Genomic DNA, 15916 nt, shown 5'->3' on the forward strand with positions numbered 1-15916 from the left:
GGCTTCAATTTTTATACTTCATAATAAACCTGCTACGTTATGAGTTTATATCTTTGCAGCTTTCTAACTTAATATTATTTAATGCATATATACCAACGGTTTGTACTTCCTCTGATCATAATTCTGTTTACAAGTTTAACAGTTAATGCGCAGCCGGCTGAGCTTGTTCCGGCGCCGGTTGATGTAAAAATGCAGCCCAAACGCGAATTCAGAGGGGTATGGATAGCTACCGTAGTTAATATCGACTGGCCAACCAATTCCAAATCGCCATCCGAAAAACAAAAACAGGAACTGATTGATATACTGAACTCGCACCAGGAAACAGGTATTAATGCAGTTATGTTGCAGGTAAGGCCTGCTGCCGATGCATTTTATGCCAAAAGCCGGGAACCATGGTCAAAATATTTAACAGGCAAGCAAGGACAAGCCCCAAGCCCCAATTATGATCCGCTTGAGTTTGCTATCACCGAAGCACATAAACGCGGAATGGAGCTGCATGCCTGGTTCAATCCCTACCGTGCTACGTTTGACGGCAACTTTGCAGCGCTTAGTCCACAACATATTACCAAGATAAAACCAGAGTGGTTTTTTACTTATGGCGGGATAAAAACCTTTAATCCCGGCCTGCCCGAGGTACGGGATTATATTGTACAAGTGATACTGGATGTGGTGGATAACTATGATATCGATGGCGTACACATGGACGATTATTTTTATCCGTACCCTATTGCCGGCCAAAAAATCAACGACGAAGAAACGTTTAAAAAATATGGCGAAGGCTACGACAATATCAAAGACTGGCGTCGTCACAATGTGGATTTGCTGATACATATGATTGCCGATAGCGTTCATGCGCATGATCCTAATATCAAATTCGGCATTAGTCCGTTTGGCATCTGGGCCAATAAGGCACAAAACGATGAGGGCTCAGAAACCAACGGTGGCTCTTCCTATTATGAAAACTATGCCGATACCCGCAAGTGGGTAAAGGAAGGCTGGATAGATTATATTAACCCGCAGCTTTACTGGCAGATAGGCAACCGCGCCGCCGATTTTCAGAAACTCTTAAGCTGGTGGAGCGATAACACGTATGGCAGGCACCTGTACGTAGGCCAGGCAGCTTATCGTATTAACGAACGCAAGGTTCAGGCTTTCAGAAACCCGGCACAGTTGCCGCAACAAATAGAACTTATCCGCGATAACCCCCGGGTACAGGGTAGTGTTTATTTTAGTTCTAACTCACTTACCAGCAATCCGCTTGGCTTTACCGATTCGCTGCGTGATAATTATTACCAATACCCGGCCCTGCCACCGGTAATGCTTTGGCGCGATTCGATACCGCCTAATGCTCCACAACAGGTTACGGCCAAAGTTGCAGGAAGAAGTGTAGCGGTAAGATGGCTTACGCCAACTTTAGCTAAAGACGAAGAGCCTATTTACGGCTATGTGATCTACCGTTTTAATGATGGCGAAAAGATAAATATCGACAATCCTAAAAATATCCTTAAGATCAAATATGATCCAACACTCGGGTATGATGATAATACCGTCGTAAAAGGCAAAACCTATTTTTATGTGGTCACGGCACTGGATAGGATGAAAAATGAAAGCGAACGATCACCTACGATTGCGGTTACGGTGCCGTAAGGTATCTAATAAGATCCGTTGTCATTTCGAAACGAGGAACGAGTGAGAAATCTTATACATCATGCTTTGCGATCATGCTAACCGCCCAACCAGGCGCATAAGATTTCTCTTTCGCCCCAATGCTTTGCCCCTTCCTGCTCAGTCGAAATGACACAATGTTTAAATCTTCTCTATCAAACCCTTTTCTTTCAATTTATCCAGGTAGATATCAATCTCCAAATCGCCCATACCAAAAATGCTTTCAGATTTCCAGAAGGCATGGTAAATTTCGATTTTGGTTTTTGCGCCGCTCTTGTAGATATCCAATAGTTTTTGCTCAATATAAGTTAATCCATCTGCATTGTTTTGCATCCGTTTCAGGTGCGCTTTTAATGCCGGTTTAAGCAGCGGAACACCACCCCAAAAAGTGTTTTCATTGAGCCATTTTTCTAATCCCGCCAGATCATTATTTACGTACAATCTCCAGGCATCAAAGGCCAAGCCAAGCTCCCACTCGTTCAGCCGTTCGCGGGCGTCGTACAGCTCTTCAAATTGCTCGCCGGTCAACTCTCCTAATCCTTTCTTATTATCAAACTGAACACAATCTGCCAAACAAATGAGGTAAATAGCCGGGGCCGACATATCGGTTTTTAGCGATAACATCTCCAATACTCCCAACAGGTTTACCTGGCAATGCAAGTCGAACTCAAACCACAGATTAATCTCTTTGTACTGGCTGTTCAATTTACCGAGCTCGTCCAACACTTTATGCTGGTAATCGCCCTCCGGCGCGTTAAATGTCTTTTCGATCCAGTCACGGCGGGCACTCCAAAAACTGCCCGAAAGGATATTTTCCTGAAGCGGCCCCTCAGAAAAAACTTCCCGCCAAACCATAACATCACCATCAAGCCCGGTTTGATCAAAACCATCTAACGCAGCATCGCCATTTAATATGTGTAGGATAGAGTTCATAAAAGCTAAGTTATAAATAATTAGCCCCCCACCCCGCTAAAGGCGGAGTTTTTTGATTTGCTTAAGTTGCTATGACAGTTGTTATAAATACCTTGACCTTTCTTAACAAACAAGCCCCGCCGGAGAGGCAGGGCTGTCACATAATTAACTATTTATAATTGATTAAAAAATCCATATTTATTAAGAGCACCCCATAGAGTTGCCGCAATTTAAACATTTGTAGCAGGTGCCGGAACGTACGGTGGTATGCCCGCAAACGTTGCAACTTGGCGCATCGCTTTGTACGCCCATACTAACGTCGAAAGATAAGCCTTTTCTTTGACCATTTGAAGAATTATCTGAAGATACCTGATTATGGGTAGATGGCTGGTAAACATTAGTTTCATCAGTATTAAAATCCTCATCGCCCATTTGCGGGTTGCCCAACACACCGTTCTTGTCGGTAATAACGTGTACAAGATCGGTACGGTCCTGGTATTCGTAACCCAACATCCTGAAAATGTAATCGATAATAGAAGTAGCGCTCTTAATGTTCGGGTGACCGATTACCATACCTGCCGGCTCAAAGCGGGTAAAAGTAAATTTCTCTACATACTCTTCAAGCGGCACGCCATATTGCAAACCTACCGAAACGGCTATAGCAAAACAGTTCATGAGTGAGCGGAAAGTAGCTCCCTCTTTGTGCATATCCACAAAAATTTCGCCCAGGGTGCCGTCCTCATATTCGCCGGTACGTACAAATACATTTTGGCCACCAATATTGGCTTTTTGCGTAAAACCACGACGTTTATATGGCAGATTTTTCTTTTCAACCACACGTGATAGCTGGCGCATGAAAGCGGTGTCCTTTGATTTTTCCATGATGGCCATGGCGGCTTCAATAACCTGCTCAGGGGTTAAGTCTGCCAGTTTTACATTGGCAGCTTCACCTAATACTTCTTCAACAGTGTCCAGTTTATCATCGGCTTCTTCTTTAACATCCGATTTGGTTGAAAGCGGTTGCGACAGTTTACAGCCATCGCGGTAAAGCGCGTTGGCCTTTAAGCCCAACTGCCATGAAAGCTCATAGCAATCTTTAATCTCCTCAACCTTGGCCTCGTTTGGCAAGTTGATGGTTTTTGATATAGCGCCCGAAAGGAAGGGTTGTGCGGCGGCCATCATTTTGATATGACCATGAGCGTGGATATAGCGCTCGCCCTGGGCTCCGCATTTATTAGCGCAATCAAAAATAGGATAATGTTGCTGTTTAAGATACGGCGCGCCTTCAATGGTCATGGTACCGCAGATATATTCGTTAGCTTCGGCAATCTGTTTTTTATTAAAACCGATTGCTTTCAATAAATTAAAATCTGGCGCATTGTATTGCTCGGCATTCATGCCAAGGCGTTTCAGACAATCTTCGCCCAATGTCCAGATGTTGAACGCAAAACTTATTTCAAATGCTGATACCATTGCCTTGTCCAGTTTTTCCAACTCATCGTCGGTAAAACCCTTAGCTTTAAGCGTATCAATGTTGATATGTGGTGCGCCTTCTAAAGTCGCAGCGCCTTTGGCGTAATTTACAATAGCTATAACTTCATGTTCCCGGTAACCTAAATTACGCAGAGCCTCGGGTACGGCCTGGTTAATGATCTTGAAATAACCTCCGCCAGACAGCTTCTTGAATTTCACTAAAGCAAAATCAGGTTCGATGCCAGTGGTGTCGCAATCCATTACCAGACCAATTGTTCCGGTTGGAGCTATAACGGTAGTTTGGGCATTCCGGTAACCATATTTTTCACCCATTTCAACGGCTCTATCCCAGGCATTGCAGGCTGCCGAAAGCAAATAATCAGGACAGATCTTTTGGTCGATACCCGGGGGGGCAATTTCCAGGCCCTCATAATTTTCGGTAGAGTTATAGGCCGCGTAGCGATGGTTGCGCATTACCCGCATCATGTGTGCTTTGTTATCATTATAACGGCTGAAAGTACCCAGTTCGCGAGCCATTTCGGCCGAGGTGGCGTAGGCTGTACCAGTCATGATAGCAGTAATCGCTCCGCCAATAGCGCGGGCCTCGTCACTGTCATAAGGAATACCGTTTACCATCAGTGCCGAACCAAGGTTGGCATAACCCAAACCAAGTGTACGGTAATCATATGATAATTGAGCAACTTCTTTTGAAGGGAACTGTGCCATCAATACCGAAATCTCCAGTACAACAGTCCATATGCGGCAGGCGTGCTCAAAACCTTTTACATCAAACACCCGGGTTTGCGGATCAAAGAAATGAGCCAAGTTTATGGATGCCAGGTTACAGGCTGTATTATCCAAAAACATATACTCTGAACATGGATTGGATGCATTGATCCTGCCGCCTTCGGGGCAGGTATGCCACTCGTTAATGGTACTATCAAACTGAACACCGGGATCGGCACAGGCCCAGGCTGCAAATGAAATATCATCCCATAGCTTTTGCGCAGATATGGATTTAACTGCCTTGCCACTCATCCTACTGGTCAGGTTCCAGCTTGAACCTGTTTTAAGTGCATTGAAGAAACTATTGGGAATACGTACCGAATTATTGGAGTTTTGGCCTGATACTGTACGATAGGCTTCGCCCTCATAATCCGAAGAATAACCGGCAGCTATCAGAGCTGCTACCTTTTTTTCCTCTTCCACTTTCCAGTTAACAAAGCTTTCAATTTCGGGGTGATCAAGATCAAGGCAAACCATTTTGGCCGCCCGCCGGGTTGTACCACCCGATTTGATGGCACCGGCTGCCCTGTCGCCAATTTTCAGGAACGACATCAGCCCCGACGAATAACCACCTCCCGATAGTTTTTCATTATCGCCCCGGATCTTAGAGAAGTTTGTACCCACACCCGATCCATATTTAAAAATGCGCGCCTCACGTACCCATAGGTCCATAATACCACCCTCATTCACCAGGTCATCATCAACAGAAAGGATAAAGCAGGCATGGGGCTGCGGGCGCTCGTAGGCCGAGGTTGATTTGCTAAGCTGTTCTGTTACCGGATCCACAAAATAATGCCCCTGCGGCTTGCCTGTGATACCGTATGAAGTATGCAAACCGGTATTAAACCATTGCGGCGAATTTGGTGCTGCCAATTGCCCCACTATGGTGTAAACAATTTCGTCATAAAATATATCGGCGTCTTTTGGTGTAGCGAAGTAACCGTAACGCATGCCCCAATCTTTCCAGCAATTGGCCATACGGTGGGCAACCTGTTTAATGCTTTTTTCCGATCCGGTTGTGCCATCGGGCTGTGGCACCCCTGCCTTACGGAAATATTTTTGAGCCAGGATATCGGTAGCCACCTGCGACCAGCCAGCCGGCACTTCAACATCGTTCATTTCAAATACAGCATCGCCAGATGGGTTGCGGATAACCGACGATCTTTTTTCATATTTAAACAGGTCGTAAACGCTGGTACCTTCTTTGCTAAAATAGCGTTCTGTTTTGAGTCCCTTTCCACCGCCTGCTGCGGGCGATTTACTGGTAATGTTTTTAGCCATAGCCTTGCGTAAATTATGATAAAATTAACTGAGTAGATGCAACACTAAAAAGGTTCAGGGGTTTTAACTCAAATCTATTAGTATGCTGAATAGCATAATAGCCGGAGTTTTCCACAGGATTGACAGCAATTGCGCAGGATGAGGATTACGTGAATTAAACAGCTTGATTTTTAGATTTTTACAATGTTAATAATTATAAATTTCATATTTTTTCAGGAGGGGAAGTGTTAGTTATGTAAAGGCTTTACAATAATAGGCCCCCAGCTGGCGCAAGTCTTGTGTGGTCGCCCGTGTGGGGATGACTTGTGCCTTTAGGAGCCCTTGTAAACGTATAACAGGATTTAGCAAGAAAAGCACAAGTCCCCCCAGCTGGCGCAAGTCTTGTGTGATCGCCCGTGTGGGGATGACTTGTGCCTTTAGGGCCCTTGTAAACGTATAATAGGATTTAGCAAGGAAAGCACAAGTCAGCCACGCTCATCGTCCCAAACACAAGACTTGCGCTAAAAATGTAAACATATAATAGGACAAGACACAAACAAAAAGCCTCCGGATTGCTCCGGAGGCTGGGTTAATTGTTATATTAAGATCAGTCAACAATTACATCTCTAAAAAATGGTCGAATGTATCGCTGCGGATACCCAACCTTAAGGTTTCAAGCGGTATAATATCCGTTGGAGCGATATTGCCCAGGCTCACATTCGCCCCTATCAATTTAATAAACCAAACCTGCTGCGCTTTTTGAGGCGCTTCCCAAATAATAGATTCTTCTGGTATCTGGGTCAGGATCTCATCAACCAACCCCTGGCGAACCTCGCCCGAATCACGATAGATCCCCACGTTACCGCTTTCGCGCGCCTCAGCAATAACTTTCCATGAACCAGCCTGAATTTCGGCACTCATGAGTTTGATCCATTTATATGGTGCGAAAATCTTTTGTACATCTTTTGAGCCTACTTCAGATATTACAGTTACCTGCTTAGCCAGTTCGCTGATGTATTTGCATTTTACATCATGCTCAATAGTGATTGATCCGTCAGATACTTCGCAATGTTCCAGCTGATATTTATCCAGTAAGCGACGGTAATCATCAAACTGGTTCCGTACAATAAAGGCTTCAAATAGCGTTCCGCCAAAATAAACCGGGATTCCGGCTTCACGGTATAGCTTTAGCTTTTCCTCGAGGTTAGGCGTAACATATGATGTAGCCCATCCCAGCTTTACAATATCAGTATATGTGCCTCCCACCTCAATAAAATCTTCCACTTGTCGCAAACTAAGCCCTTTATCCATAACCATAGTAATGCCTTTATCACGTGGTTTAGCTGTACGGTCGGGAAGATGATTGATAGTGTAGTTCATTGTAAGTATTTGTTATAGCCTATAACTAAAAGTTCTAACGAGACAAAGGTCGCAACAAATATGCAGATGTGCAAATTTCAAATGTTAAATGATCTTAAAATTGATGTGCGAATTTGCAGATTTCAGATGTGCAGATTGAAGATTACAAAAGCATATTTAGTAACATAAAACAAAAAAAGCAGATGAACCTGATTTAATCATCAAGCCATCTGCTTTTTCATTTGCATATCTGCACATCTAAAATCTGTACATCTACTTGGTATACCTGTTAATGATATCCACAATCACCTTATTCTTTTGCAATTGCGGCAGGTAATCGAACAGGATATAATGTTTTTCCGGGTCGGCAGCCAAGGCATATTCGAGGTTGTTAAGGGCTTCGTTGTATTCGCCTTTTGCAAACAGGTAGGCCACCATACGATAGTATAGTTCAGCCGCTTCGGGATTGTTTTTGATGGCCTGGGCAATAATTTCAATAGCTTCATTAAGCTTTTGCTGCTCGTAAAGTATCGATGAATAATCAAGCCATGCATCAATATCCAGCGGATTCAGTTCCACTACTTTTTCGTAAGCCTTTTCTGCTTCGTCTAAATGGCCAAGCTTATACTCGGCATCGGCTATGGCAAACCAGTAATCGGCATTGGCTATATCCAGGTCGAGCGCTTTTTTGTAAAAGTGGAGAGCTTCAAAATAACGTTCTTCAAAATCAAGGGTAACACCAATCCCAAACCAGGCATCGGCCAGTTTCGGATCCATCTTAACCGATTTTTTGTAGAAGGCGCGCGCGTCGTCCATCTGTTCCAGCTTTTCATAGCATTCACCAATGGCGCAATACGTATCGGCATTAGGTTGCTCATACTCAAAGGTGTGGCGGTATACTTCTATAGCTTCAGCATATTTTTCAAGGTTAACCAGTGCATTGCCTTTGTTGAAATAGGCCGATGCAAAGCTATCCTTAATTAATATAGCGTAATCATAAGCGTCGATAGCTTTTTCGAACAGGCTTAGCTTGGTATAGGCATTGCCTAAATTATACCATGCCGCGTAGCTGTATGGCTCGTTATCAATATATTGCTGATAAAATTGCACGCTTTCCTGCTGGTTGTCCATTACGTCGTAGCAAAAAGCCAGTTCGTAAAGGGCATCCTGGTTTTCCATATTTTGCTTAAGACAGAGCTTAAGATAAGTTATGGCAGTATCATAATCGCCCATGTTTTGGTAAACGTAGGCAATGTGCAACAGGATCTCATCGGTTTCTTCGGCAAGGTCAAGGGCCTTTTCGTAGTTCTCCAACGCTTCGGAATAACGCTCCAGGCTTTCGTACAGGTTACCACGGATGATATAAATATCCGCGTCAGATGCTTCAAGCATAGCAGCTTTATCCAGTGCGGCAAAAGCCTCCGGAACTTTGTTGCTTACCACAAGCAGTTGGGCCTGTTTGATCAGGAAAATTGCCGCAAAAGGGTGCTGGCTCCGCGCGTACTCTGCTACCTGTAATGCCCTGGCCGGATCATTTTTTTCGATGTAGTAGTCGATAATGTTCTCAAACGCCTGGGCATCAAAAAAGTACAAGTCCTGATTTCTGATCATTTCCTCGTACCGTTCTACCGAGAATTTTGGGTCTTCGGTAAAACCAAATTCAAATTCTTCTTCCATTCAATTTTGTTTGCAGAACATCCGCTTTAGGTTGACAAATTGCCTTGTAAAGACTTATTGAGACTCAAATTACAACAAGTAAGCAACCAAAATGCAATTTAGTTTTCAACATTCAAACATTGTTAACAACTGTTCAATACAAAGCATTGATAATTAATGACAATGAATACAACAGGCAACGGATGAGTGATACTGAAAAATTGCCTTAAAGATTTCTACCTTTGGCAAAAGTAACAATTATGGAACCTAATATTTCAGATATCCTAAAACGTTTACATATAAACGATATTAATGATGCCTTTAGTACAGGCGGCAACTGGGGCAGCAACGCCGGTGCCGCAGTAAAAGATATAACCTCGCCGGTCGACGGTAAAAAGATAGCTTCGGTACGTATGGCAACCGAAGCCGATTATAACCAGGTTGTTGAACAAGCTGCCAAAGCATTTAAAACCTGGCGTAAAACCCCCGCCCCTAAACGCGGCGAAATAGTACGCCAGATTGGAGAAGCTTTACGCGCTGCCAAGCAAGATCTGGGAACTTTGGTATCATACGAAATGGGCAAAAGCCTGCAGGAAGGTTTGGGCGAAGTACAGGAAATGATAGATATTGCTGATTTTGCCGTTGGCTTAAGTCGTCAGTTGTATGGTTTAACCATGCACAGCGAAAGGCCGGAGCATCGCATGTATGAGCAATATCACCCGCTGGGCATAGTTGGTATCATTTCAGCCTTTAACTTCCCTGTGGCAGTTTGGAGCTGGAACTCGTTACTGGCATGGGTTTGCGGAGATGTTTGTATCTGGAAACCATCCGAAAAAACGCCTTTAACCGCTATTGCCTGCCAGCATATAGCGCAGGAAGTTTTTAAAAAGAATAATATTGAAGAAGGTGTGTCATGCCTGGTAATTGGCGAACGTAATATTGGCGAATTGATGGCTGCCGATACACGGGTTCCGTTAGTATCAGCCACCGGCTCAACCCGCATGGGCAAGGCGGTGAGCGCGGCGGTTGGTGCAAGGCTGGGCAAAAGTTTGTTAGAGCTTGGCGGTAACAATGCCATCATCATCAGCGAAAATGCTGATCTGGACATGTCGCTCATCGGCGCGGTGTTTGGCGCAGTGGGTACAGCCGGGCAGCGTTGCACCAGTACCCGCAGGCTCATTATTCACGAAAGTGTTTACGAAGCCTTTAAGCAAAAACTGGTTAATGCGTACAAGCAGATCAGGATTGGAAACCCATTGGATGAGCACAACCACATGGGCCCGCTGATTGATACCGATGCTGTTGCCCTTTATCTTGATTCTATCGGGAAATGCAAGGCCGAAGGGGGCAATTTTGTGGTTGAGGGCGGCAAGTTGGAAGGTGCGGGCTATGAATCCGGCTGTTATGTAAAACCATGTATTGCCGAGGTCGAAAATCACTTTAAAATAGTGCAACATGAAACTTTCGCACCTATCCTTTACCTCATCAAATACAGTACTATTGATGAAGCCATTGAACTGCAAAACAGCGTTCCGCAGGGTTTATCATCGGCCATCATGACCAATAATTTGCGCGAGGCAGAACAATTTTTATCGTACGCTGGTTCTGATTGCGGAATTGCCAATGTTAACATCGGTACATCGGGTGCGGAGATAGGCGGCGCATTCGGCGGTGAAAAAGAAACCGGCGGCGGCAGGGAGTCAGGCTCTGACGCATGGAAAGTTTATATGAGGCGGCAAACCAATACTATAAACTATTCAAAAACGTTGCCATTAGCCCAGGGGATAAAGTTTGATCTGTAATTTCTGAACCGGGATTTTGGGGATTTTTAGGATTGATGGGATTTGCTAGTCCCATTTTATAAGTAGTACAAGAAAAAATCCTGTCCTCCCCGTAATCCGCCCAAATCCAGGTTTAGACAATGCGTTAGGGATAGTAGCGGATACCGGCCACGAGCTTAAGGCCTGCAGGCGTATGAGCGAATAGCCCGGCCGGAGGCAACGCCCAAATAGTTGGGTCAATCATAATAGCTCCCGACAAGAGAAAATACATAAAATAAAGGAAACTTATATCTTAAGAAGCCGTTAAAAAAAGATTTAATCAAATAGTTAAAAAGGAATCAAACATATAAGGTACAAAAAGTAATCTCAAAATATGCACATCTGCTTTGTGAATTGGGGATTGCTTCGTACCTCGCAATGACGCTTTTATAACAAGCTTCTAAAGAATTCTATATATCATATTATACACTGTTCATGTTCAAATTTTGTAAGTACGTAGGCGCAACCACTTTATCAGCAGCACTATTAGTTAATTTACCGGCATCGGCACAGCAGGCGCCGGTTGCCGACCCCGCCCCGCCAAAAGCCTGGCACCTGCTCGATTTAAAAGAGAGCGGCTTTTACGGTATCAGCTTAAAGCAGGCTTACATGTTTGTGCAAGGCAAAAAAAGTAAGCCGGTTGTAGTTGCTACTATTGACAGCGGTGCCGATACCTCGCAAACGGACCTGAAAACAGTGTTGTGGGTAAATAAAAAAGAAATTCCCGGGAACGGCATTGATGATGACCATAACGGTTATATTGATGATATCCATGGCTGGAACTTTTTAGGCGGCCCCGGCGGTAAGGCCGACTTTACCGAAACCACAGAGGAAGTGCGTGAATATAACAAACTAAAAGGCAAGTATGCTTCAGCCACCGATTCTACAGCGACTGATAAAAAAGAATACGCTTACTGGCTGCGCGTAAAAACAGTTTATGATTCAACAGTAAACAAAGCTAATACCGAAATTGGCCAGCTTTCGCCGGTCATGAATGCGCTGATGGTTACCAGCGGATATATAAAACGCGGTCTCAACCTACCTGCCAACGGCACGTTTACTCAAGCCGATCTTATTAAAGTTAAGGCCACTAACGATACCTTAAGTCAAAGTAAATATGTTTGGGAGTCGGTATTTTCACAGGAAGGCGCGGGTTCTACCAACGCCAAGATCATTAAAGATTTGAGCGAATACCTGGCAAAACTTAACAATGATATCTCACCTGATCTTACTTCGCGTAAACGAATTGTAGGTGATGATCCGGATACGATGGATGGCAAACCTTATGGCAATAATCTTGTAAAATTTGCGGATGCCGCGCACGGAACAGGGGTAGCCGGGCTGATCGGTGCTGTGCGTAATAACAACTATGGCATTAACGGCGTGGCCGATAATGTTAAGCTAATGATCATTAAAGCCGTACCTAATGGCGATGAATATGATAAAGATGTAGCCAACGCAATTCGTTACGCGGTTGATAATGGCGCCAGGGTGGTTAATATGAGCTTCGGCAAAAAGATCTCGCCGCACAAGGAGTGGGTTGACGCGGCCTTTAAATATGCTGCATCAAAAAATGTTTTATTGGTGATGGCTGCCGGTAATGACAACCAGGATATGGATACCCAACCCGAATTTCCGAATGATACTTTTTTAGATGGCTCATCAACCGATGCAGACAATGTGATCAGCGTAGGTGCTTCCGGCCCTAAACTGGGGCAAAACCTTGCCGGCGATTTTTCAAATTATGGTAAAAAAAGTGTGGATATTTTTGCACCGGGGGTTAAAGTAACTTCTATCACTACGGATGCCGAAGTTGACACCGAAGACGGCACCAGCTTTTCATCGCCGATAACGGCAGGCATAGCCGCTCTGATCTTAGAATATTATCCAACCCTGAGCGCTAAACAGGTAAAAGAAGCCATTTTAGGTTCGGCTACACCACTTACGGGCACCATGGTATTAAAACCGGGCAGCAAAACCGAAAAGGTTGATTTTACAACACTTTCAAAAACAGGCGGTATAGTAAATGCATACAAAGCTTTGCAACTGGCTTCAAAAATGAAGGGCGAAAGCTTAGCAAACTGATTTTTAGCAACATAACAGTGATTTTTATTTTATCCAAAAATCACTGTTATACAACCTTTTACCTTTCGCCCTTTGCCTTTCACCTTTCCAAAAGGGCAAAATAAAAAAACACTTTCCAGTTATGGTATTTTTCCCTACATTTGCGGGCTAATTGTTGCTCATTGAAATCGCTTAAGAAATATTCGATTCCCTTTACGGGGCTTAAACTGGGGAAACACCTGTTTGAGTATGACATACAGGATGATTTTTTTGACGAGTTTGAATATTCACTCGTTAAAAAAGCAACCCTGCACTGTGAAATTGAACTGGATAAGCAGGAAACTATGCTCATCCTTAATTTTAAGATAGATGGTACAATTGAAACCACCTGCGACAGGTGCCTGCAGGTATTACCAATACAAGTTGACATTACCGAGCAGCAGATAGCTAAATTTAGCGATGAGCCGGTTGATGAGGATGAAGAAATTATAACACTTGGCAAAAATGATCATGAGATCGATGTTGCCGGGTTGATATACGAATACATTAATGTTGCAGTGCCGTTTATATCAATTTGCGGCGAGGGTAATACCTCAACCTGCGATAAAGAAATGCTTGATAAACTAAACAGTTTATCGGCAAATGGTGAACAAAGTGAGCAAACAGACCCACGGTGGGATGCGCTCAAAAACATGAATAAATAATTAATTTAGGATATTATGCCACATCCAAAGCGGAAATTTTCAAAATCAAGGAGAGATAAACGCAGAACCCATTACAAAGCGGAAGCTCCAACTTTAACTACCTGCCAAACTACAGGCGCTGTGCATTTGCCGCACCGTGCATATACTGTTGATGGTAACGTTTACTACAACGGTAAAGTTCTTATTGAGAAAGCAGCAGTAGCATAAGTTTAATTTTCTGAAAATGAAGATTGGCTTAGATATTATGGGCGGTGATTACGCTCCCAAAGCAGCTGTTTTAGGAGCTATCGAAGCTTATAAAACTTTATCTGCCGACCAGAAACTGGTACTTATTGGCGATAAGGAAGTTACAGTAAGTATTCTTCAGGAAAATGGTGTAAGCCCTGATAACTTCGAGTTTGTACATACAACCGAGGTTATTGGCATGGGCGAGCACCCTACCAAAGCTATTGTTCAGAAACCTGATTCGAGCATATCAGTTGGTTTTCAACTGCTTAAAGCTGGCGAAATTCAGGCTTTCTCATCGGCTGGCAATACCGGCGCTATGCTTGTTGGCGCCATGTTCAGCGTAAAAACTATTCCGGGTGTTGTACGCCCGGCTATGACTACTATTGTACCCAAACTTAAAGGAGGTTTGGGTATTTTGTTGGATGTAGGTGCTAATGCCGATTGCAAACCCGATGTGCTTGTTCAGTTCGGTGTGCTCGGCAGCTTATTTGCCCAGACAGTTTATGATATCAACAACCCACGGGTTGCCCTTATGAACATTGGCGAAGAAGAGGAAAAGGGTAACATCCTTAGCCAGGCTACCTACCCATTAATGAAAGCAACAACGTTGTTTAACTTTGTTGGCAATGTTGAAGGACGCGACCTTTTCAGCGAAAGCGCCGACGTGTACGTATGCGACGGTTTTACCGGCAATATAATATTAAAGCTGGCCGAATCGTTTTACGTTATAACAAGGAAGAAACAGCTGAAGGACGAGTTTTTTGACAGGTTTAATTATGAACAATACGGAGGTAGCCCGATTTTGGGTGTAAATGCCCCCGTTGTTGTTGGTCACGGCATCTCGAGCCCCGAGGCAATAAAAAACATGGTCCTTTTATCACGGAACATGGTAGAGAGTAACCTCGTTGATAAAATAAAACAAGCATTCCAGTAATTTTATAAAAGATGAGTAAAGTTCATGCCGCTATTACCGCTGTACATGGTTACGTCCCCGACTATGTATTAACCAACCAGGAGCTGGAAACAATGGTTGATACAAATGACGAGTGGATAACCAGCCGTACAGGTATCAAAGAGCGACGAATATTAAAAGGCGAAGGCCTTGCTACATCTGATATGGCGGTTCATGCCGTTACCGGGTTACTAAAAAAACGCGGTATCAGTGCCGATGAGATCGACCTTATCATCTTTTGCACTACCACCCCCGATATGATCTTCCCGGCTGCGGCCAACATTTTAGGCGCCAAAATTGGCGCTAAAAATGCATGGGGATTTGATTTACAGGCAGCCTGTTCAGGTTTCCTGTACGGCTTAACATCAGGCGCCCAATTTATTGAAAGCGGTAAACACAAAAAAGTATTGGTAGTAGGCGGCGATAAAATGTCGGCTATTGTTAATTACGAAGACCGTGCTACCTGTATCATTTTTGGCGATGGCTGCGGTGCCGTGTTGCTTGAACCAAATGAAGAAGGTAACGGTGTTATCGATTCGATCTTGAAAAGTGACGGTGCAGGTGCGCAGTATTTAAACCTTAAAGCCGGCGGTTCATTGAAACCGGCAAGCCACGAAACTGTTGATGCCAAAGAACATTATGCTTACCAGGAAGGGCAGGCAGTGTTTAAATTTGCGGTAACCAACATGGCTGATGTTGCCCATGAAGTTATGGAGCGCAACAACCTTAAGGGCGATGATATTGCCTGGTTGGTACCACACCAGGCCAACAAGCGCATTATCGATGCCACAGCAAACCGCACCGGTATCAGCCCCGAAAAGGTAATCATCAATATCGAGCGTTACGGCAATACCACCAACGGCACTATCCCCTTATGTTTATGGGAATGGGAAAGCAAATTTAAAAAAGGTGATAACCTTATTTTAGCAGCTTTTGGCGGTGGCTTTACCTGGGGCTCGGTATATTTAAAATGGGCTTATTGATGTGCAGATTTCAGATGTGCGGATGTGCAAATTTTATAAAAAGCACATTTGGTA

Annotated in this window: 12 protein-coding genes; 7 read left to right on the forward strand and 5 right to left on the reverse strand. The window is 44.0% G+C overall.

Features of this window, described 5'->3' with window-relative positions:
- The first annotated feature begins 81 nt into the window (after positions 1-81).
- Positions 82-1647: a glycoside hydrolase family 10 protein gene (locus tag ACEN9X_RS08320; RefSeq protein WP_413669928.1), complete on the forward strand. Its 1566-nt coding sequence runs from the start codon at positions 82-84 to the stop codon at positions 1645-1647.
- 159 nt (positions 1648-1806) lie between these two features.
- On the opposite strand, the gene ACEN9X_RS08325 is transcribed toward ACEN9X_RS08320, so the two are convergent.
- From ACEN9X_RS08325 to ACEN9X_RS08340, 4 genes are all read right to left on the reverse strand, one after another.
- Entirely contained in the window at positions 1807-2598 is a 792-nt protein-coding gene (locus ACEN9X_RS08325; RefSeq protein WP_413669929.1) for a hypothetical protein, read from the reverse strand.
- 180 nt (positions 2599-2778) lie between these two features.
- The gene (locus tag ACEN9X_RS08330; protein ID WP_413669930.1) at positions 2779-6117 is read right to left on the reverse strand and encodes a vitamin B12-dependent ribonucleotide reductase; all 3339 of its coding nucleotides are present in this window, start codon (positions 6115-6117) and stop codon (positions 2779-2781) included.
- Positions 6118-6714: 597 nt separating this feature from the next.
- Positions 6715-7476, reverse strand: a complete 762-nt coding sequence (locus tag ACEN9X_RS08335; RefSeq protein ID WP_413669931.1) for a phosphosulfolactate synthase — start codon at positions 7474-7476, stop codon at positions 6715-6717.
- Between the two features lie 252 nt (positions 7477-7728).
- Complete coding sequence (locus ACEN9X_RS08340; RefSeq protein ID WP_110586176.1) at positions 7729-9132, reverse strand: tetratricopeptide repeat protein; 1404 nt, start codon at positions 9130-9132, stop codon at positions 7729-7731.
- Between the two features lie 239 nt (positions 9133-9371).
- On the opposite strand from ACEN9X_RS08340, the gene ACEN9X_RS08345 reads away from it, so the two are divergent.
- Positions 9372-10913 (forward strand): aldehyde dehydrogenase family protein, encoded by a 1542-nt coding sequence (locus ACEN9X_RS08345; protein ID WP_413669932.1) that lies wholly within the window; start codon positions 9372-9374, stop codon positions 10911-10913.
- A 124-nt stretch (positions 10914-11037) separates the two neighbouring features.
- Here ACEN9X_RS08345 and ACEN9X_RS08350 read toward each other — a convergent pair whose 3' ends face one another.
- Positions 11038-11163, reverse strand: coding sequence for a hypothetical protein (locus ACEN9X_RS08350; RefSeq protein WP_413669933.1), 126 nt, complete (start codon positions 11161-11163; stop codon positions 11038-11040).
- Between the two features lie 203 nt (positions 11164-11366).
- Here ACEN9X_RS08350 and ACEN9X_RS08355 point away from each other — a divergent pair, with 203 nt between their 5' ends.
- The 5 genes from ACEN9X_RS08355 (at position 11367) to ACEN9X_RS08375 (ending at position 15862) form a co-directional block, all read left to right on the forward strand.
- Complete coding sequence (locus ACEN9X_RS08355; RefSeq protein WP_413669934.1) at positions 11367-13016, forward strand: S8 family serine peptidase; 1650 nt, start codon at positions 11367-11369, stop codon at positions 13014-13016.
- A gap of 161 nt (positions 13017-13177) precedes the next feature.
- The gene (locus ACEN9X_RS08360) at positions 13178-13699 is read left to right on the forward strand and encodes a YceD family protein (protein WP_413669935.1); all 522 of its coding nucleotides are present in this window, start codon (positions 13178-13180) and stop codon (positions 13697-13699) included.
- Positions 13700-13714: 15 nt separating this feature from the next.
- Complete coding sequence (gene rpmF / locus ACEN9X_RS08365) at positions 13715-13906, forward strand: 50S ribosomal protein L32 (RefSeq protein WP_090534782.1); 192 nt, start codon at positions 13715-13717, stop codon at positions 13904-13906.
- 16 nt (positions 13907-13922) lie between these two features.
- Positions 13923-14861, forward strand: coding sequence for a phosphate acyltransferase PlsX (gene plsX / locus ACEN9X_RS08370; RefSeq protein WP_413669936.1), 939 nt, complete (start codon positions 13923-13925; stop codon positions 14859-14861).
- An 11-nt stretch (positions 14862-14872) separates the two neighbouring features.
- The gene (locus ACEN9X_RS08375) at positions 14873-15862 is read left to right on the forward strand and encodes a beta-ketoacyl-ACP synthase III (protein ID WP_413669937.1); all 990 of its coding nucleotides are present in this window, start codon (positions 14873-14875) and stop codon (positions 15860-15862) included.
- Positions 15863-15916: the final 54 nt, after the last annotated feature.

It is taken from the genome of Mucilaginibacter sp. Mucisp86, from assembly GCF_047324315.1.
Taxonomy (GTDB): Bacteria; Bacteroidota; Bacteroidia; order Sphingobacteriales; family Sphingobacteriaceae; genus Mucilaginibacter.

Excerpts from the sequence above, each read along its gene's own strand:
- ACEN9X_RS08320 (WP_413669928.1), top strand. The coding sequence starts at position 82 with ATGCATATATACCAACGGTTTGTACTTCCTCTGATCATAATTCTGTTT.
- ACEN9X_RS08325 (WP_413669929.1), bottom strand. The coding sequence starts at position 2,598 with ATGAACTCTATCCTACACATATTAAATGGCGATGCTGCGTTAGATGGT.
- ACEN9X_RS08330 (WP_413669930.1), bottom strand. The coding sequence starts at position 6,117 with ATGGCTAAAAACATTACCAGTAAATCGCCCGCAGCAGGCGGTGGAAAG.
- ACEN9X_RS08335 (WP_413669931.1), bottom strand. The coding sequence starts at position 7,476 with ATGAACTACACTATCAATCATCTTCCCGACCGTACAGCTAAACCACGT.
- ACEN9X_RS08340 (WP_110586176.1), bottom strand. The coding sequence starts at position 9,132 with ATGGAAGAAGAATTTGAATTTGGTTTTACCGAAGACCCAAAATTCTCG.
- ACEN9X_RS08345 (WP_413669932.1), top strand. The coding sequence starts at position 9,372 with ATGGAACCTAATATTTCAGATATCCTAAAACGTTTACATATAAACGAT.
- ACEN9X_RS08350 (WP_413669933.1), bottom strand. The coding sequence starts at position 11,163 with ATGTATTTTCTCTTGTCGGGAGCTATTATGATTGACCCAACTATTTGG.
- ACEN9X_RS08355 (WP_413669934.1), top strand. The coding sequence starts at position 11,367 with ATGTTCAAATTTTGTAAGTACGTAGGCGCAACCACTTTATCAGCAGCA.
- rpmF (WP_090534782.1), top strand. The coding sequence starts at position 13,715 with ATGCCACATCCAAAGCGGAAATTTTCAAAATCAAGGAGAGATAAACGC.
- plsX (WP_413669936.1), top strand. The coding sequence starts at position 13,923 with ATGAAGATTGGCTTAGATATTATGGGCGGTGATTACGCTCCCAAAGCA.
- ACEN9X_RS08375 (WP_413669937.1), top strand. The coding sequence starts at position 14,873 with ATGAGTAAAGTTCATGCCGCTATTACCGCTGTACATGGTTACGTCCCC.